The sequence below is a fragment of the Longimicrobium sp. genome, from assembly GCA_036389795.1.
Taxonomy (GTDB): Bacteria; Gemmatimonadota; Gemmatimonadetes; order Longimicrobiales; family Longimicrobiaceae; genus Longimicrobium.
Map to the genome: position 1 here is coordinate 69,387 of DASVWD010000053.1, position 15,062 is coordinate 84,448.

At 73.2% G+C, this 15,062-nt stretch carries 18 protein-coding genes and 1 tRNA gene; 2 read left to right on the forward strand and 17 right to left on the reverse strand.

The genetic code is table 11. The features are described 5' to 3' along the window. Positions 1-26: 26 nt before the first annotated feature. The 13 genes from VF746_06280 to VF746_06340 form a co-directional block, all read right to left on the reverse strand. The gene (locus tag VF746_06280) at positions 27-320 is read right to left on the reverse strand and encodes a DUF4242 domain-containing protein (protein HEX8692005.1); all 294 of its coding nucleotides are present in this window, start codon (positions 318-320) and stop codon (positions 27-29) included. Positions 321-420: 100 nt separating this feature from the next. Next, positions 421-1,185 carry a hypothetical protein gene (locus tag VF746_06285; protein ID HEX8692006.1) on the reverse strand — a complete coding sequence of 255 codons (765 nt, stop codon included), beginning with the start codon at positions 1,183-1,185 and terminating at the stop codon, positions 421-423. A gap of 273 nt (positions 1,186-1,458) precedes the next feature. Then, on the reverse strand, positions 1,459-2,259 hold the full coding sequence (locus VF746_06290; protein ID HEX8692007.1) for a diguanylate cyclase: 801 nt from the start codon (positions 2,257-2,259) through the stop codon (positions 1,459-1,461). 205 nt (positions 2,260-2,464) lie between these two features. Next, complete coding sequence (locus VF746_06295) at positions 2,465-3,610, reverse strand: alpha-hydroxy acid oxidase (protein ID HEX8692008.1); 1,146 nt, start codon at positions 3,608-3,610, stop codon at positions 2,465-2,467. Positions 3,611-3,644: 34 nt separating this feature from the next. After that, positions 3,645-4,073: a VOC family protein gene (locus VF746_06300; GenBank protein ID HEX8692009.1), complete on the reverse strand. Its 429-nt coding sequence runs from the start codon at positions 4,071-4,073 to the stop codon at positions 3,645-3,647. Positions 4,074-4,122: 49 nt separating this feature from the next. Continuing rightward, positions 4,123-4,677 (reverse strand): hypothetical protein, encoded by a 555-nt coding sequence (locus tag VF746_06305; GenBank protein HEX8692010.1) that lies wholly within the window; start codon positions 4,675-4,677, stop codon positions 4,123-4,125. A 7-nt stretch (positions 4,678-4,684) separates the two neighbouring features. Continuing rightward, complete coding sequence (locus tag VF746_06310; protein ID HEX8692011.1) at positions 4,685-5,464, reverse strand: carbon-nitrogen hydrolase family protein; 780 nt, start codon at positions 5,462-5,464, stop codon at positions 4,685-4,687. 22 nt (positions 5,465-5,486) lie between these two features. Continuing rightward, a complete protein-coding gene (locus VF746_06315; protein ID HEX8692012.1) occupies positions 5,487-6,287 on the reverse strand; it encodes a class I SAM-dependent methyltransferase in 801 nt (266 codons plus the stop codon). Next, positions 6,281-6,733: a nuclear transport factor 2 family protein gene (locus tag VF746_06320; GenBank protein HEX8692013.1), complete on the reverse strand. Its 453-nt coding sequence runs from the start codon at positions 6,731-6,733 to the stop codon at positions 6,281-6,283. Before VF746_06320 ends, VF746_06315 begins: the two co-directional genes overlap by 7 nt. Positions 6,734-6,741: 8 nt before the next feature. Next, positions 6,742-7,383 (reverse strand): hypothetical protein, encoded by a 642-nt coding sequence (locus VF746_06325; GenBank protein ID HEX8692014.1) that lies wholly within the window; start codon positions 7,381-7,383, stop codon positions 6,742-6,744. Between the two features lie 229 nt (positions 7,384-7,612). Next, complete coding sequence (locus VF746_06330; protein ID HEX8692015.1) at positions 7,613-8,365, reverse strand: hypothetical protein; 753 nt, start codon at positions 8,363-8,365, stop codon at positions 7,613-7,615. Further along, the gene (locus VF746_06335; GenBank protein ID HEX8692016.1) at positions 8,362-9,492 is read right to left on the reverse strand and encodes an endonuclease/exonuclease/phosphatase family protein; all 1,131 of its coding nucleotides are present in this window, start codon (positions 9,490-9,492) and stop codon (positions 8,362-8,364) included. Before VF746_06335 ends, VF746_06330 begins: the two co-directional genes overlap by 4 nt. A gap of 435 nt (positions 9,493-9,927) precedes the next feature. Continuing rightward, positions 9,928-10,602, reverse strand: coding sequence for a hypothetical protein (locus tag VF746_06340; GenBank protein ID HEX8692017.1), 675 nt, complete (start codon positions 10,600-10,602; stop codon positions 9,928-9,930). A gap of 210 nt (positions 10,603-10,812) precedes the next feature. Here VF746_06340 and VF746_06345 point away from each other — a divergent pair, with 210 nt between their 5' ends. After that, positions 10,813-11,139 carry a hypothetical protein gene (locus tag VF746_06345; GenBank protein HEX8692018.1) on the forward strand — a complete coding sequence of 109 codons (327 nt, stop codon included), beginning with the start codon at positions 10,813-10,815 and terminating at the stop codon, positions 11,137-11,139. A 90-nt stretch (positions 11,140-11,229) separates the two neighbouring features. On the opposite strand, the gene VF746_06350 is transcribed toward VF746_06345, so the two are convergent. Then, positions 11,230-12,348 (reverse strand): N(4)-(beta-N-acetylglucosaminyl)-L-asparaginase, encoded by a 1,119-nt coding sequence (locus tag VF746_06350; protein HEX8692019.1) that lies wholly within the window; start codon positions 12,346-12,348, stop codon positions 11,230-11,232. 324 nt (positions 12,349-12,672) lie between these two features. Here VF746_06350 and VF746_06355 point away from each other — a divergent pair. After that, positions 12,673-12,746 (forward strand) — tRNA-Met (locus tag VF746_06355). A 75-nt stretch (positions 12,747-12,821) separates the two neighbouring features. Here the strand turns inward: VF746_06355 and VF746_06360 are convergent. From VF746_06360 to VF746_06370, 3 genes are all read right to left on the reverse strand, one after another. After that, positions 12,822-13,523 carry a GNAT family N-acetyltransferase gene (locus VF746_06360; protein ID HEX8692020.1) on the reverse strand — a complete coding sequence of 234 codons (702 nt, stop codon included), beginning with the start codon at positions 13,521-13,523 and terminating at the stop codon, positions 12,822-12,824. 2 nt (positions 13,524-13,525) lie between these two features. Then, on the reverse strand, positions 13,526-13,666 hold the full coding sequence (locus tag VF746_06365) for a hypothetical protein (GenBank protein HEX8692021.1): 141 nt from the start codon (positions 13,664-13,666) through the stop codon (positions 13,526-13,528). Positions 13,667-13,865: 199 nt separating this feature from the next. After that, the gene (locus VF746_06370; protein ID HEX8692022.1) at positions 13,866-14,957 is read right to left on the reverse strand and encodes an alpha/beta fold hydrolase; all 1,092 of its coding nucleotides are present in this window, start codon (positions 14,955-14,957) and stop codon (positions 13,866-13,868) included. Between the last annotated feature and the right edge of the window lie 105 nt (positions 14,958-15,062).

Here is a 15,062-nt window from a genome sequence, read left to right on the forward strand (position 1 = left end):
TCGCGTCGCGGTGACGGGCGCGGACGTCAGGCCGGGACGGCGGCCGGCTCCTCGGCGGTGGTGGGGTCGATCATCGCCCTGACCTCCAGCACGCGGTCGGCCGGGAAGCCGCCCTGGCGCGCGTGCTCGCGCACCATCTCCTCGTTGGGGGCCACGTAGATGCAGGTGATCTTGTCGCCGGTCACGTAGCTCTGCACCCACTGGATCTGCGGGCCGAGCCCCTGGAGGACGCCGCACGACTTCTGCGAGATCGCCCGCAGCTGCTCGGGCGACAGGTCGCCGGCTCCGGGGATCTCGCGCTCGATGAGGTACTTCGGCATGGGGCCTCCTGAGATGGGAAGACGGGCAGCTCCGGGGAGGCCAACGTAGCCCGGGGGCGGCTCCGGATCAACGCCGCCGTTTGTTTCCGCCCCTCCCGGGTCACACCGGCTCGGGCTCGGCGCCGGGAAGCGGCTCGGGGGCGGGGGCGAAGACGGCGTCGAAGGGCGAGACCACCAGCTTGAGGTCGAGCGCGATGTTGCGGAAGCGGTCGGCGGCGGCTGCGGGGACGCGGACGCGCGAGAAGAGGATGAGCGAGTAGAAGTCGCCCGAGAGCAGGATGCCGCCGCAGCCGACGACGGAGCGGATGCCGTGCGTGCGCACGAATCCGTCCTGCGCGGGGATGTAGGGGCTGCCCAGCGCCTCGGGGACGTGGAAGACGTTGTAGGTCTTCCCCTCCAGCCCGCGGATCAGGTCGGTGCGCGGCGAGACGACGTCGTCCAGGTCCAGCCCCAGCTCGCGGATGAGCTGCGAGATCATCGGCGCCTGCTCGACGATCTGTGCGCTGGGGAGCGGGATCGCCTGGTGGCCGCGCGAGCGGCGGCGGTCGTTCCACGCGGGCTCGTCGCCGGCGGTGGCCAGGAGCACCAGGCACTTCATCTCGTCCCACGGGTGGCGCGCGCCCAGCACCTCGCGCACGAAGGCCTGCAGCCGGGGCTCCAGCTCCCCGTACGAGTGCGTCTTGTAGAAGCGCACCAGCGCGCACTGCCGCTCGCCCGTCTCCGGGTCCACGCACGAGTGGTGGAAGTAGCGCACCACGGCTTGCGCGGCCTCCTCCATGCTGGCGGCGCCCTGCGTGACGCGCCGCAGGTCGAGGCCGCAGCGGAGCATGGCGGCCAAGTCGAACGTGGAGAGCGAAAACGTCATGGTCTGAGCGGTTGAGGCCGGGGCCGCCGCGAGCGAGTGTGCCGTCCGTCACGGACCGGGCGACGCTGCACACTCCGGACCGGGGGCCCTCTCCCCCGCGCGACCCCGGTCGTTCGTTCCTCACGACCAGGGGCCGCGCTCCCCTCTCCCAGACTGCGGGAGAGGGGAAACACCTCGGCGCTTCGCGCGACGAAACCGGATACGCAGAGAAGGGGGTGCGCGGTTGAAGCCTCGCGGGGTTTGCGAGGCTTTCCGTGGTGCCAGCGGGTGTCTTCAGGCACCCGCGGCGTCGCCGGCCAGCACGTCGTCTTCCTCGGCGGGCGCGGGGGCGACGGCGACTTCGTCCTTCCCGGCGCGCTTGGCGGCGAAGAGGGCGTGGTCGGCGGCCAGGAGGAGCTCGTCGAGCTCGCGGATGGAGGGGGACCAGGTGGCCACGCCCAGGCTGGCGTTCACGGCGATCCGCTCGCCCCGCCAGCGCACCGGGGTGACGGCGATCAGCCGCTGCAGGCGCTTCGCGCTCTCGAAGGCGCGCCTGCGGCCGGTGTTGGGAAGGAGGAGCACGAACTCGTCGCCGCCCAGGCGCGCGAACAGGTCGCTCTCGCGGATCCCGGAGCGGCACAGTTCGCTGACGACGCGGATCACGTGGTCGCCGCCGCCGTGGCCGTGGCGGTCGTTGACGTCCTTGAAGTCGTCCAGGTCCATCATCACCACCGAGAACGGCTGCCCGTAGCGCCGGGCGCGGGCGAACTCCTTCTCGGCCAGGGCCACGAAGTGCCGGCGGTTGAAGGCGCCCGTCAGCTCGTCGGTGAGCGTGAGCCGGCGCAGCTCCTCGCGGGTGCCGCGCAGCTGCACCACCACCCTCAGCAGCGCCACGATGAAGGGCGGCGCGCACACCGCCGGCACCAGCGCGCCCAGCACGGCGCCGGCCACGCTCACGCCGCCCAGCCAGAGCTCCATCACCGCGCACGTCACCAGCACCGACAGCGCCACGGACGCCGCGATCAGGATCGCGGCCGTGCCGGCGAGGCCGAAGCGGTCGAGGCTGCGGGCGAGCGGGAACCAGCGGGTGAGCATCCTGCGGCGGCGAAGCGCGATGGACGGTGGTGAAGTCAGGGGCGGGGAGAGCGAATGTCGCGGGTCCGTCGCGACTTCGCAAGCTCTCGCGTGGGTTTGACTTACGCGGGCGCGCCCGGCGCGCCGTAACCCGTGGGACCGCCGCGACGACGGCCGATTCGTCGCGGGGTGTGCGGAGGCGAGCGATACGCGCGGGCTCAGCTCTTCAACCCGTGGCCGCCCGATAGGTTTCCGAGACGTGGCAGACGGCGGCGCGGTCCAGGGCGGCGGGGGTCGGGCGGCCGAGGAGGGCCAGGGTGCGCTCCAGCTCGACGCGCAGGATCGCCAGCACGCGCTCGACGCCGGCCTGGCCGCCCACCGCCAGCCCCCACAGCGCGGGGCGGCCGATGAGCACGGCGCGGGCGCCGAGCGCGAGCGCCTTGGCCACGTCGGTGCCGCGCCGGACGCCGCCGTCCAGGAGCACGGGAATGCGGCCCGCCACCGCCTCGGCCACGCGGGGGAGCGCGAAGAGGGTGGGCTCGGCGCCGTCGAGCTGGCGGCCGCCGTGGTTGGAGACGATCACCGCGTCCGCGCCGTGCTCCACGGCCAGCCGCGCGTCCTCCGGGGTGACGACCCCCTTGAGCACCACCGGCAGCCGGGTGGCGCCCCGCACCCACTCGACCACGTCCCAGGTGAGCGTGGGGTCGAACTCGCGCCCGATGAAGGCGTCGAGCCCGGAGCCCTCCGCGTCGGGGAAGCGCGCCTGCGCCATCCCGTGGAAGTTCGCCATCTCCACCCCCGGCGGGAGGCGGAAGGCGTTGCGGCTGTCGCGCTCGCGGTTGCCCTGCACGGGCACCGTGGTGGTGACCACGATGGCGCCGCACCCCGCGGCCTCGGCGCGCCGGATCAGCTCGCGGGTGATCTCGCGCCGGCGGTAGACGTAGAGCTGGAACCAGAGCGGCCCCGGCGCGGCGCGGGCGACGTCTTCCACCGCGGTGGTGGCGAGGGTGCTGGCCACCAGCAGCGTGCCGGCGGCGCGCGCGGCGCGGGCGCTGGCCAGCTCGCCGTCGGGGTGCGCCAGGCGCTGGAAGGCGGTGGGCGCCAGCAGCACCGGCAGCGACAGCCGCTCGCCCAGCAGCTCCACCGAGAGGTCCACGGCGCCCACGTCCACCAGCACGCGCGGGCGCAGGTAGAACCAGCCGTACGCGTCGCGGTTGGCGCGCAGCGTCCGCTCGTCTTCGGCGCCGCCCGCGTAGTAGTCGTAGACGTCGCGCGGGAGCACGGCGCGCGCGGCGGCCTCGTACTCCTCCAGGTTCCGCGGCGGCGCGGACGGTTCGGGCGCGCGCTCGATGGCGGGGGATGGCTCGGTCATGCTTCGCGACGGGTGGAGGGCGGCATCCGGCGGCTCACTCCGTGTACTCCGACTCCTCCGGTGCGTCGGTCATGCTCTCGAAGTAGAGCTCGTAGCCGTCCGGGTCCTTGAGCGACGTCACCCACATCCGGTTGCCGACGAACGGGCGCTGCGCCTCGATGCCGCGGGCGGTGAACTCGCGGTAGAGCGCGATCGCGTCTTCGCAGATGAAGCAGATCGACATACCGTTGCCGAGCTTGCCTTCGGGCACCCATTCCGGCCTGAACTCCTGCAGCATCAGCGCGGCGCCGCCGCGCTCCAGCCAGCACCAGCGCACCTTCCCCTCGACGATCCAGTTGAGCGTCATCGTGAAGCCAAGCCCGTCGACGTAGTAGCGCAGCGAGGCGTCCATGCTCGTCACGCCGAAGAACGGGACGGCCTGCCGGACGTTGGCGGACGTGGCGGTAGCGGTGGAATCGCTCATCCTGGCCTCCGTGCTGTGGGTTCGGACACCTGGTGCTTCTTTGCCGCCTTCACCGCCGGTGCAGCCATCGGGACACGCGCCACGCGAGGTGCACGAGCTTCCCCATCCACGGTGAGTCGGGCGCGGCGGGGAGCGGCTGGGCCGATCCCAGCCGGTCGGGCGAGACGTCCGCGAAGATGAAGTTCTCCGACGCGACGGGCGATCCCGCCAGGCGCCGCAGCATGGCGAGCTGCCCCGCGTGCGTCATGGCGTCCGCGAGCGGGCCCTGCAGCAGCTGCTCCGGGGTGATCTCCCGCAGCGGCGTGCCCGCGCCCAGGTGCGCCGCGAGGTCGGCCAGGACGGCGTGGAAGCGCTCCACCTCGGCCTCGAGCGATTCGAGCGGCTCGGCCCGGTAGACGCCGCCGACGAAGTAGGTGCGCGCGTAGCCGAGCACGCTCGCCATGTGGCGCACCAGCTCGCGGGGGGTGCGGACGTCCCGCCCCGCACGGAAGTCGGCGAAGCCGGCCGGGGCGCCGCGCAGCGCCTTCTGCGTGCGATAGGCGAGCGCGGCCAGGAAGTGCCGCAGCAGCGCGCGGCCGTTCGCGTCCTCAACGCCGGGATCCATCGGCCGGTCACCCCTGGCGGAAGGATGATGACGCAGCCCGGCGCCGCTCGCGGGGCGCGGTCTCGATGTCCGCGACCACCAGGTCCGGCCGGAGCCGCCGCGCCGTCGCCAGCACCCTCCCGTCCGGGGCGACGATCCCGGACGACCCGTGGGAGACGAGGTCCGCGGCCCGCCCCGCGACGTCGGCGCGGATCACCCAGACGCCGTTTTCCGTCGCCCGGGCGACGTCGGCGCGCCTGGCCTCGGCGACGATCTCGGGACCGCCCTTCGCCGGCGGGAGGCCGTTGTTCGTGGGCACGAACAGGGCCGCCGCTCCCTGCGCGGCCATGCGCCTCGCCGGCTCGGCGAAGTTCGAGTCCCGGCAGACGAGGATCCCGAACGTCAGCCCGCCGGCCGTGAACACCGGCATGGCGTCGCCGGCCGCGTAGACCGAGCGGCGGATCGCCGGGTGGAGCTTGCGGTACACGCCGGCGACCGAGCCCCGGTGGAAGACCGCCGCGGCGTTGTAGAGCCGCCCCCGCCGGTCGACCTCCGTGAACCCCACGATGGTGGTGACGGTGGCGCTCGCGAGGGGCGCGAGGACCCTGTCCAGCTCGCCCCCTTCCACGTCGATGGCGATCTCGGCGGGCCGGGGCGCGTAGTCCGCCAGGCCGCCCAGCACCCCCTCGGGACAGCAGAGGATCTCCACCCCCGCGGCCTCGCACCGGGCGACCTGCTCGCGGACCAGGTCCAGGGCCTCCATCGAGCCGGGGGCGAGGAGGGGAGCCTGGTACGCGGCGACCTTCACGGGATCTCCCCGGAACGCCTGGTCAGGCGCGCGTGCCGCGCACGGCCCAGGCGCGCGCCACCAGCTCGATCGAGCCGTCGGCGGCGGCCGGGAGCGTCGCGCGGAGCCGCTCGCGCAGCTCCGCGCGGCGCTCCTCGCCGAGACCCATCGCGTATCCCGGGGCCGGCCCCTGGCCGCCCAGGAACGGCCTCCAGTAGTCGTCGAAGTCCCGGAACCGCGTCGGCACGTCGATCGCCCGGCTCTCGACCGCCCGCAGCCCGGCGCCGCGGAAGAGCGCCTCCAGCGCGGCGGGGTGGCAGAGGGGGAAGCGGCGCGCCTCGTCGAGCTCCGCCGCGCCGGGGTCGAGCGCGGCGGCCGCGTCCCAGAAGCGGCGGATGAGCTGCATCCCGTCCGCGTAATCCCACACGTACGCCGCCACGGTGCCGCCCGCGCGGACGGCCCGCGCCATCTCCGCGAGGGCGGCGTCCGGCCGCGGGATGAAGTTGAGCGCGAGGGCGGAGACGGCGACGTCGACGCTCCGCCCGCGCTGCGGCAGCGAGCGCGCGTCCGCCACCAGGAAGGCGGCCCGCCGGTCGGCCACGCGGCCGCGCGCGTACAGGACGTAGCCGGGCGACGGGTCGACCGCCTGGACGCGCGCGGGCGCGGCGGCGCCGAGGATCGCCTCCGTCAGCGCCCCCGTCCCGCACCCGACGTCGAGCCAGCCGGCGCCCGGGGCCGCCGCGAGCCAGGCCACGAACTCGCGCGCGACCGGCCGGCTCCAGCGCCCGATGTACGGCTCGTACGCGTCGCCGCTCGCCCACACGTCCGCCGCAGCGCTCAGCACGGGGTCTCCCGGTCGAGACGGCCGTGGCCGACGTCCGCCGCGGCGCTTTCCGGGGAAGGCCGCGGGGCGGGCGGCTCGTCGGAGTGCCACCACTCGTGGAACTCGGTGCAGAGGCCGTCCTCGCCGAACGCGGCGGAGAGAATGCCGTCGATGCGCACCGTGTGGCCGGCGCCGGCGCGCCGGAACGAGGCCCGCCAGTGGGCGAAGCCGCGGTTCCCCGTCGCGCAGATCACTTCCCAGGCGAAGCGGACGCCCTCCTGCCGCGACGTGGCGCTCCGCCACGCCCCGGCGATCTCCTCGCGGCCGCGCTTCGGCGCCTCGAACGGGGTCCAGTGGTACAGCGCGTCGGGGGCGAAGAGGAGCGCGGCCGTTTCGGGGTCGCGCCCCTCCCACGCGAGCCCGTAGCGGGCGAGCCAGTCGCGGAACGCAGCCGTGTCGAAGCTCATGGCGTCCGTCAGCGCAGCGCGGTTGCGGGCGGCGAGTCACCCGATCGGCCCCTCGACTCCCGGAGCCCGGCGTCTCGAAGCCGATCGGCCGCGAGCGCCTGGTTTTCCCGCTCGCGAGCCTTCCGCACCATGCCGACGTCCCAGGCGAGCATGAACGCGAAGCCCACGAGAAAGACGAGGCCCGCGACGGCCAGGGCGGCCGTTGCGCTCCACGCGACCAGGGCGAGGAACAGCCACCCCGCGAGCACCGCCGGGTAGATGACGCCGGCGGCGAGCGGCTCGTTGACCAGGCAGTTCGGACGGCTCATGAACTGGCCGCGGACCTTCATCTTCCTTTCGAGCCTGATGCCGGTGTCGATGAGCGCGCCGCACTTCCGGATCCCGTAGATCTCGTAGGAGAACAGGCCCAGCGTGACCACCGCCCCGAAGATGCCGATGGGGACGAAGAACGGCCCGGCGGCCTCGACGGCCGATCGGTGGGGAAGCTTGTCGTTCAGGAGCAGGAACAGCCCCGCCGCGGAGGCGAAGGGCAGCAGCGCCAGCAGCTTCGCGCGGAAGTCGTCGATCTGGTGGTAGCTGCTGCAGAGTTGCTGGTAGACGGCGGCGCGGTCGGGGTTGGCCTTCGGGGAGCCCGGGTTCTGGTCGGACATGGAGACCTCCAGCGAGGGAAGGCCGGATGCCGCGGACTTCGGTGCGCCCCGACATTGTACACGTGCATACGCCCCTCCCGCGAGGGGCGCACGATCATGCTCGGCATGAACCACGACTGCTGGTCTCACGCAGAGTCAGCGGAGTCAGTAGAGAACAAATCGCCCTCGCGGTTTTTCCTCTGCTACCTCTGCTTCCTCTGCGTGAGGCCTTTCTTTTTGGGTTGGGACGTTACGGATGCCGCTGGCGCCGGCGCGGGTCCAGGCGCAGGGAGAGGACGGTGTAGAAGGCGGGGTAGAGGAGCGAGAGCCACATCAGCCAGGCCGGCGCGCGCGGGTAGTCGAGCAGCATGACGAAGAAGAGGACGAGCCAGGCCACCCCGCCCGCGAAGAGCGGGAGCTTCCACGGCCGCGGCGCCAGGTTCGGGTAGAGGAAGCGCACCGGCAGCACCGTCAGCAGGGCGAAGGCGAGGATCACCACCGCGTTCACCCACGGGCCGTAGAGCCAGTGCCAGATCCCGGCGTAGAAGGCCACGGCGTTCCAGTACGACGGGAAGCCCAGGAAGAAGCCGGCCTCCTCGTCCTTGGCCCCCGTGTTCGCGAAGCCGAAGAGCGAGGCGATGAGCGCCGGGACGATCCAGAGCGCCCCCGGGGCCGGCACCCACCCCATCCGCCACACCAGCAGGAGCGGGAGGAAGGTGAAGGTGAGGTAGTCGACGATGTCGTCGATGGTGCGCCCGTCGATCGCCGCCGCCCAGCGCTTGACCTCCCACGCCCGCGCGAGCGGCCCGTCGCTGGCGTCGATCACCACCGCGCCCAGCAGGAGCGCCAGCACCAGCCGCGGGTCCGGCGACGCCGAGGCGGTCTCCGCCGCCGCCAGGAACGCCAGCGCCACCCCCGACGCCGTATAGACGTGCACCGCGTAGGCGCGCACCCGCCGCCCGAGCGGGGCGGGCCCCGCCGCGCGATCCGTCGAGCCCGTCATTCCCGCCCCGGGCGGTCGTCGCCCGTGCGCGCGGCCTCGGCCTGCTCCTCCAGCTTCTCCTTGGCTTCCCGCTGGTCGCCCGGCTCCTCGCGCGGCGGGGGCTGCTCCGGCGGCGCGTCGGGCTCGTAGCTCAGCTCCACCAGCATGGGGAAGTGGTCCGACCCGATGCGCGGGCAGCGCCTGAGCTCCACCAGCCGGAAGTGGTTGGAGTGGAAGACGTGGTCCAGCGGGTAGCGGAAGAGCGGGTTCTTCGCGTTGTAGCTGCTGTAGAGGCCGCGGCCCACGCGCGGGTCCAGCAGCCCGCTGAGGCGCAGGAAGAGCTCGCTGGTGGGCGACCAGGCCACGTCGTTCAGGTCCCCCGCCACCACCGTCGGTGTTTCGCCGTTCTCGCCGACGGCGCGCCCGACGATCACCAGCTCGGCGTCGCGCGGGGTGGAGTCCTGGTCGCGGATCGGCTCGGGCGGGCGGGGGTGGATGCCGTGCAGGAGCACGCGCTCGCCGCCGGGGAGCTCGAAGGCGGTGTGCACCGAGGGGATGTCGTCCTGCACCAGGAACTCCACGCGCGGCTCCACCAGCGGCAGGCGCGAGAAGAGCATCAGCCCGTAGTAGTTGTCCCGGGGGTGGCGGACCACGTGCGGGTAGTCGGCCGCGAGCGGCTCCAGCGCCCGCGCCCACGCCTCGTCGGTCTCCACCGCCAGCACCAGGTCGGGGTCGCTCTCGCGCACCATCTCCAGGAACCGGTCGTGCCGGCGGTTCTCCATCAGCACGTTGGAGATGAGCAGCCGGAAGCTGGAGCGCTTCTCCCCCGCGCCGTCCGCGCCCGGGCGCACGCGGCGGCTCCTCTCCACCTGCACGCGCGCGAGCGGCGTGTACGGGAAGATCTTGCGCAGCTGCCAGAGGATGCAGAGCGCCACGGCGCCCAGCAGCGCCCACTCCCAGGCCTCGCGCTCGAAGAAGAGCGCGGCGTAGACGGCCGCCGCGGCCGCGCCCGCGATGGCGAGCTGCGGGCGCGGGAAGTCCCACGCGCGCACCCACCAGCGCGGGCTCTTGCTGAAGCTGAGCAGCGTACCCGCCACGCAGACGAGGCAGAGCGCGACGCTGACCCCGTGGAGCACCTCCAGCAGCATGCGTCGGTCCGGGAACGAGGTGAATCGCCCGTACAGCGGCGCTGCCTACCGGACGCACGCCGGCACCGGGTGGGAGAAGCGCTCCCACCCCGCGCGGGGAACTGGAGTGTCGTCGGTGCAGCGGAGCGGGAGGAAAGCAAGAGGTGCGCCGCGCGGGAGGGACTTTCACCCGCTCAAGAGGTTGTCACGAACTCGAACCCCGGGATTGTCATCCTGAGGAGCCGCCGCGCGGGATCATCGGAATGAGCGGATGCCTGGCGGCGACGAAGGATCTGCGGGTCGGGTCCGAGCGTGAGCCCGGCAGACGCGCGAGTCCCCACCCGCAGATCCTTCGGGCGCACAAGCTCTTGTGCAGACGCGACTTCGGTGTTTGCGCCCTCAGGATGACAGCGTGTCTATGGAGCAAATGTAAACACCCTCCGAAGCGCCGCGCCGCTACGCCGCGATCCTCAGCCGGTACGCGGCCATCTCGTCCGCGTCGTCCACGCAGGCGAAGCCCATCCGCCGCAGGTAGGCGGCGTGCTCGCGGTTCCCGGGCGCGCTGACGATCTCCTCGATCCCCCGGGCGCGGAAGAACTCCGCCTGCTCGCGGAAGACGTAGCGCCCCGTCTTGAAGTCGCGGTACGGCGGGGTCACGTAGTCCAGCAGCACGCGGAGCGTCCGCCCGTCCCGCACCTCGCCGATGAAGACCCTGGCGGGCACGGCGTCGCGCAGCACGAAGAAGGTGAGGTGGTGCGGGGCGGGCGCGTGCGCGAAGGCGGGCTGGAAGCGCCGGATCTCGCGGTCGTGGAAGCGCAGGAAGTAGCGCAGGTAGTCGATCTCGGGCCGCACCTCCAGGAGCTGGAAGTACTCCCGGGCCGCGAGCATCTGGCGCAGGTAGTACAGGTTGATGCCGACGATGAACAGGTTCATCGCCGCCACGGGGTAGGAGTGGATCAGCGCGCCGTAGACGGCGAAGGCCAGCGATCCGACGAGGTTGATCACCCGCAGCTTCAGGATCGAGCTCATCGTCAGCGACACGGCCACCAGCCCGGAGGCCGCGTACCCCACCAGCTCCAGCGCGAGCTGCCGTCCATCGTAGACCGTCCGTCGAGCGTGGCTGCGGATCATGATCTCCGGACTGGAAGAGCGCGTCCCCGGGGGTGCCGAGCTCTTTTCGCGGCGAAAGCGACAAGAAGCGTCGCGGGCACGGCGAGTGCAGGCCGTCCCCCTCACGGCCTGACGGTGAATCTCGGCACGTTCGGCGGCCCGGGGAGCGCAGTCCGCCCCTGCCCGCGGGGACCGCCGCATTCCCCCACCTTCCCACCGGCGGAGGACGCGATGAGAAAGCTGACGCTGGACCTGGAAGACCTCACCGTCGAGTCGTTCGACACCACGGCGCTGCGCCGCCGGGCGCGGGGAACGGTGCGCGCGTTCGACTCCGTCCAGCCGCAGGATACTCAGGACAGCGGGTGCTACACCACCTGCGGGGGGACGGACTGGGTCGAGTGCGACTACACGAACGTCTCGTGCATCGAACAGTCGACCCCGGACGCGAGCTGCTACGGCGACACCTGCTTCGGCGTGAGCTGCGGGCCCGAGGGGTCGTGCAGCCAGGGGTGCTCCCCCAGCGGCAGCGGGGGGTGCTCCGACCGCTGGCCGTGCTGACGCGGGGCATCCCGGCGCCCCGGCCGTGACCGGAGGCGCGCGGCGAACACGGGGGCGGGGCCGCGGGCGGCGGCCCCGCCCCCTCTCGCGTCAGTCCCGCGGCGAGCCCTGCAGGAGCGGCTCCAGCGGCACGTCGCGCGGGCCGTTCTCGTCGCAGACGGCGTAGCTGCCGCCGGGGTAGAGGGTGACGCCCGCGTGCTCGCCGCGGGCGTTCAGCACGTAGAACTGGATGCCGAAGCTGGGCGTCCCCCGGCTGTTGAGGAGCCGCTTCTCCACCGTGTTCGACACGATGCGCCGGAGCCCCTCCATCCCCGCGTCCTTCGGGCTCATCCCCCGCCGCAGCGCCTCGACGATCAGGAACGAGGTGAGGTTGTAGAGGTTCGCCTCGCCCCGGCCCGTGGAGCCCGCCGCGCCGACGGCCCCGTCCACGTAGAGCCCGGCGCCCAGGATCGGCGAGTCGCCCACGCGGCCGGGGATCTTCCACGCCAGCCCGCTGGTGGTGGTGACGCCGCAGATCTCGCCGCGCGCGTTCACGGCGTTGCAGTTGATGGTGCCGTAGTAGTGGTCGGCGTCGATCAGCCCCTCGGCCACCATCTGCAGCCCCGCGGCGTGCCCGGCCTCGGCCCGCGTGGCGGGGTCGAGAAAGTGCGCGGGGTCGGTGCGCCGCTTCCACTCCAGCCAGAGCCGGCGCGAGCCCGGCGTGTTGAGGTCGTCCTCGACGGTGAACCCCATCTGCCGGGCGAAGCGCTGCGCGTCGCGGCCCACCAGCAGGTGGTGGTCGGTGTTCTCCATCACCGCCTTTGCCACCAGCGACGGCGTGCGGACGCCCTCCAGCGCCGCCACCGCGCCGGCGCGCCGCTTCGGCCCGTGCATCACCGAGGAGTCGAGCTGCACCACGCCTTCCGCGTTGGGGAGCCCGCCGTAGCCCACGCTGTTGTCCTCCGGGTCCAGCTCCACGATGTTGACGCCCGCCACCACCGCGTCCAGCACGTCGGAGCCCTGCATCATCAGCGCGAACGCCTTCTGCACGGCGGTCGCGTCGCCGCCGTTCTTGAAGCGGTTCCCGTTCCCCGAGGCGATGACGACCGGCCGGGCCGCCCCGCGGACGACGACGGCCGGCGCGCCGGCCAGGGGCTGCGGGAGCGCGGCCGCGAGCCCCGCGGCGGCGCCGGCGGCGACGAACTCCCGGCGGGTGATGGAAGTGCTCATGGCGTCCGGTTCGGCGGGTGGACGGGGGTGACGGGGCAGGGAGGCCTGCATCTTGGGGCGGGCGCGGGCGCGCGGCAACCCGGGCGGGGCGACGCGAGGCGCGGCGCGGGCGGCTGGGGTTGACTCAAGTGGTTGCGACGCATATATTTATCGCGTTGAACATGGCCGGGGAGATCAGCGTTTGAGCCGACTCCTTTGAAGCCGGGGGCTGATCTCGCGGAGGATGTAGCGTCCTGACCGGATGCCGCTGAACCTGCGGGGATGCCACCCACCGATCTCGTATCGGGCTTCAAACCGCCTCTCCGGCAATGTTCGGCCACACGTCGCGGGGTGGAGCAGCCTGGTAGCTCGTCGGGCTCATAACCCGAAGGTCGCGGGTTCGAATCCCGCCCCCGCTATGCGAAAACGCCCCGTCTCTGCCGTGCAGAGGCGGGGCGTTCTCGCGTGCGGCCGCCTGCGGGGCGGGGCAGCGGTCAGGTGACGTGGAAATCGGCGCCGTAGGGTGCCAGCCGCAGCTTCTTCGCCACCGCCTGCGAGGCGGTGTTCTCCCACGACGTGCTGTACAGGGGGGTGGCGCCCAGGGACCGGACCACGCGCGCCCACCCGGCCACCACGTCCGCCGCATACCCCCTGCCGCGGAAATCGGGCAGCGTCTCCACGCCGGCCTCGTGGGCCACTGGGGTGATACGGACGCTGCGGCAGACGGACACCGCCCGGCCCTCCACCACGGCGGCGAGGAAGGGCTGCCAGTCGGGCAGCTCCGCGACCAGCTCCTCGAAGCCGCCCCGCAGCACCCCGGCACTCGCCTCCGTGACGGCGGCCAGGGGCGCCGACGGCTCGGCGATTTCGGTGAAGCGATAGTCCGGCCCCGCCCACACCCCGCGCACGGGCGCGTGCCTCCCGAGCAGCCGCGCGTACGCCCCGGCGTGGCGGGGTGGGTCGCGGAGCTCCACGCCCACCGGCTCGTCGGCGCACAGCGCTTCCAGCTCCGCGACGAGGGTCTCCGGAAGGTCGGCCCGGAACCGCCAGAGGTTCCCCGCGCGCGTCCGGCCGAGGAACAGGCGGGGAGCGGGAGCCCCGCCTCCGGGCTCGTTGACGCGCAGCAGCCTGGAGCGGGCGTCGTGGGTGAACAGGGCCCGGGCGTGCGCGCCCATCAGCTCTCGATCGGTGGGCACGTCTACGCCCTGGCCGGGTCGAGCGGGACCGGCGGGAGCACCTCGCGCTCCCACGCGGCGTACTTCGCCCGCAGCCGCGCGAGGACGGCCGGCTGGTCCGCCTCGCGGTCGTGCTTCTCGCCCGCGTCGGTTCCGCAGTCCATCGCGCGGCTCCGTTGTGGAAGGGAAAGGCTTACCCGGATTCTACGAAGCCCGCTGCGCGGACCGGGCTGCGCCCGTGCGCTTCGCGCCCCGGAGCCGGCCTGCCCGCGCCGGAGCCGGCCCCCGCGCCGAACCAGCCTGCGCAGGCAGGCTTCTCGCCGTTGTTGCCGCGGGTTCACCCGCCCTTCCCCCGGCCCGAGATCAATCCGGCCGGGGCTCCGACGCGGCCAGCAGCTCGGCCAGGTACGGGCCCCAGACCGCCGGGAGCGAGTGGGTGCCGTGGCCGCGCGTGGCCTCGCCGGTGGGGATCAGGATGTACCGCCCACGCCGCACCCTGCGGATCTCGCGCTCCAGGATCCCCAGCTCGGGCGGGTTCACCTCGTCGTCGGCGGAGTTGACGGCGAAGAGCGGGGCCGCGATCCGCCCCAGGTGCGGCGAGGGGTCGTAGTCGCGCGACGCGTCGAAGGCGTAGAGCACGTCGTTGGCGTCCAGCGTCGACAGATACCGCCTGACCGACGCGTCGAAGAGCGAGTCCGCCGCCTGGCGCGTGGGGGCGGCGCGGTGCTGCTGCAGCGGCGCGCTCACCATCAGCATCAGCGCGTGGACGGCGTCCTCCAGCCCGCGGGGCTGCGCCTGGTAGTCGCCACCCTTCCACTCCGGGTCCTTGCGGATGGCGTCCATGATCATCCGCCGCATCATCCGGTTGCGCCCGGCGATCTCCACCGGCGCGCTGGCCAGCGGCATCAGGGCGTCCATGAAGTCCGGGTAGGTGTAGCCCCACACCCAGGTGTGCATCCCGCCCATCGACGTCCCCATCACCAGCCGCAGGTGGTTCACCCCCAGGTGCTCGGTGAGCAGCCGGTGCTGGGCCCGCACCATGTCGTCGTAGGTGTAGCGCGGGAAGCGTGCGCGCAGCCCCTCGCTGGGGCGGCTGGAGCGCCCGTGCCCGATCCCGTCCGGGAGGACGATGAAGTACCGCCGCGCGTCCAGCAGCTGCCCCGGCCCGAAGAGCCGCCCGGCGAAGTTGTCCGAGAGGAAGCCGCGCCCCGACCCCGTGGTGCCGTGCAGGATCAGCACGGCGTTGCGCACCGTGCCCGCCGCGTCCCGCCGCGGCGTCCCGATCGTCGTGTAGTGGAGCCTCAGTTCCGGCAGGCGCTCCCCGCTCTCGAAGACGAAGTCGCGGACGACGAAGTCGCCCTCCACCGGCGCGGGGTAGGCCGGCTCCCCCTGCGCGGCCAGCGGGGACGCGCCGCAGGCCAGGAGGAGCAGGAGCGCGGCGCGCGCACGCGGCATCGGCATCTTCCGAACCCCCGGACGAAGAGATGGTCGCGGCCCCGGAGCGAGGGCGGGACGGGGTAAAGTCGAGCGCGGGGCGCCGCCGCGCAACCGCGCGTCCCG

Excerpts from the sequence above, each read along its gene's own strand:
- VF746_06305 (HEX8692010.1), bottom strand. The coding sequence starts at position 4,677 with ATGGATCCCGGCGTTGAGGACGCGAACGGCCGCGCGCTGCTGCGGCAC.
- VF746_06365 (HEX8692021.1), bottom strand. The coding sequence starts at position 13,666 with ATGGACTGCGGAACCGACGCGGGCGAGAAGCACGACCGCGAGGCGGAC.
- VF746_06320 (HEX8692013.1), bottom strand. The coding sequence starts at position 6,733 with ATGAGCTTCGACACGGCTGCGTTCCGCGACTGGCTCGCCCGCTACGGG.
- VF746_06340 (HEX8692017.1), bottom strand. The coding sequence starts at position 10,602 with ATGATCCGCAGCCACGCTCGACGGACGGTCTACGATGGACGGCAGCTC.
- VF746_06325 (HEX8692014.1), bottom strand. The coding sequence starts at position 7,383 with ATGTCCGACCAGAACCCGGGCTCCCCGAAGGCCAACCCCGACCGCGCC.
- VF746_06285 (HEX8692006.1), bottom strand. The coding sequence starts at position 1,185 with ATGACGTTTTCGCTCTCCACGTTCGACTTGGCCGCCATGCTCCGCTGC.
- VF746_06330 (HEX8692015.1), bottom strand. The coding sequence starts at position 8,365 with ATGACGGGCTCGACGGATCGCGCGGCGGGGCCCGCCCCGCTCGGGCGG.
- VF746_06335 (HEX8692016.1), bottom strand. The coding sequence starts at position 9,492 with ATGCTGCTGGAGGTGCTCCACGGGGTCAGCGTCGCGCTCTGCCTCGTC.
- VF746_06345 (HEX8692018.1), top strand. The coding sequence starts at position 10,813 with ATGAGAAAGCTGACGCTGGACCTGGAAGACCTCACCGTCGAGTCGTTC.
- VF746_06290 (HEX8692007.1), bottom strand. The coding sequence starts at position 2,259 with ATGCTCACCCGCTGGTTCCCGCTCGCCCGCAGCCTCGACCGCTTCGGC.
- VF746_06295 (HEX8692008.1), bottom strand. The coding sequence starts at position 3,610 with ATGACCGAGCCATCCCCCGCCATCGAGCGCGCGCCCGAACCGTCCGCG.
- VF746_06350 (HEX8692019.1), bottom strand. The coding sequence starts at position 12,348 with ATGAGCACTTCCATCACCCGCCGGGAGTTCGTCGCCGCCGGCGCCGCC.
- VF746_06280 (HEX8692005.1), bottom strand. The coding sequence starts at position 320 with ATGCCGAAGTACCTCATCGAGCGCGAGATCCCCGGAGCCGGCGACCTG.
- VF746_06370 (HEX8692022.1), bottom strand. The coding sequence starts at position 14,957 with ATGCCGCGTGCGCGCGCCGCGCTCCTGCTCCTCCTGGCCTGCGGCGCG.
- VF746_06300 (HEX8692009.1), bottom strand. The coding sequence starts at position 4,073 with ATGAGCGATTCCACCGCTACCGCCACGTCCGCCAACGTCCGGCAGGCC.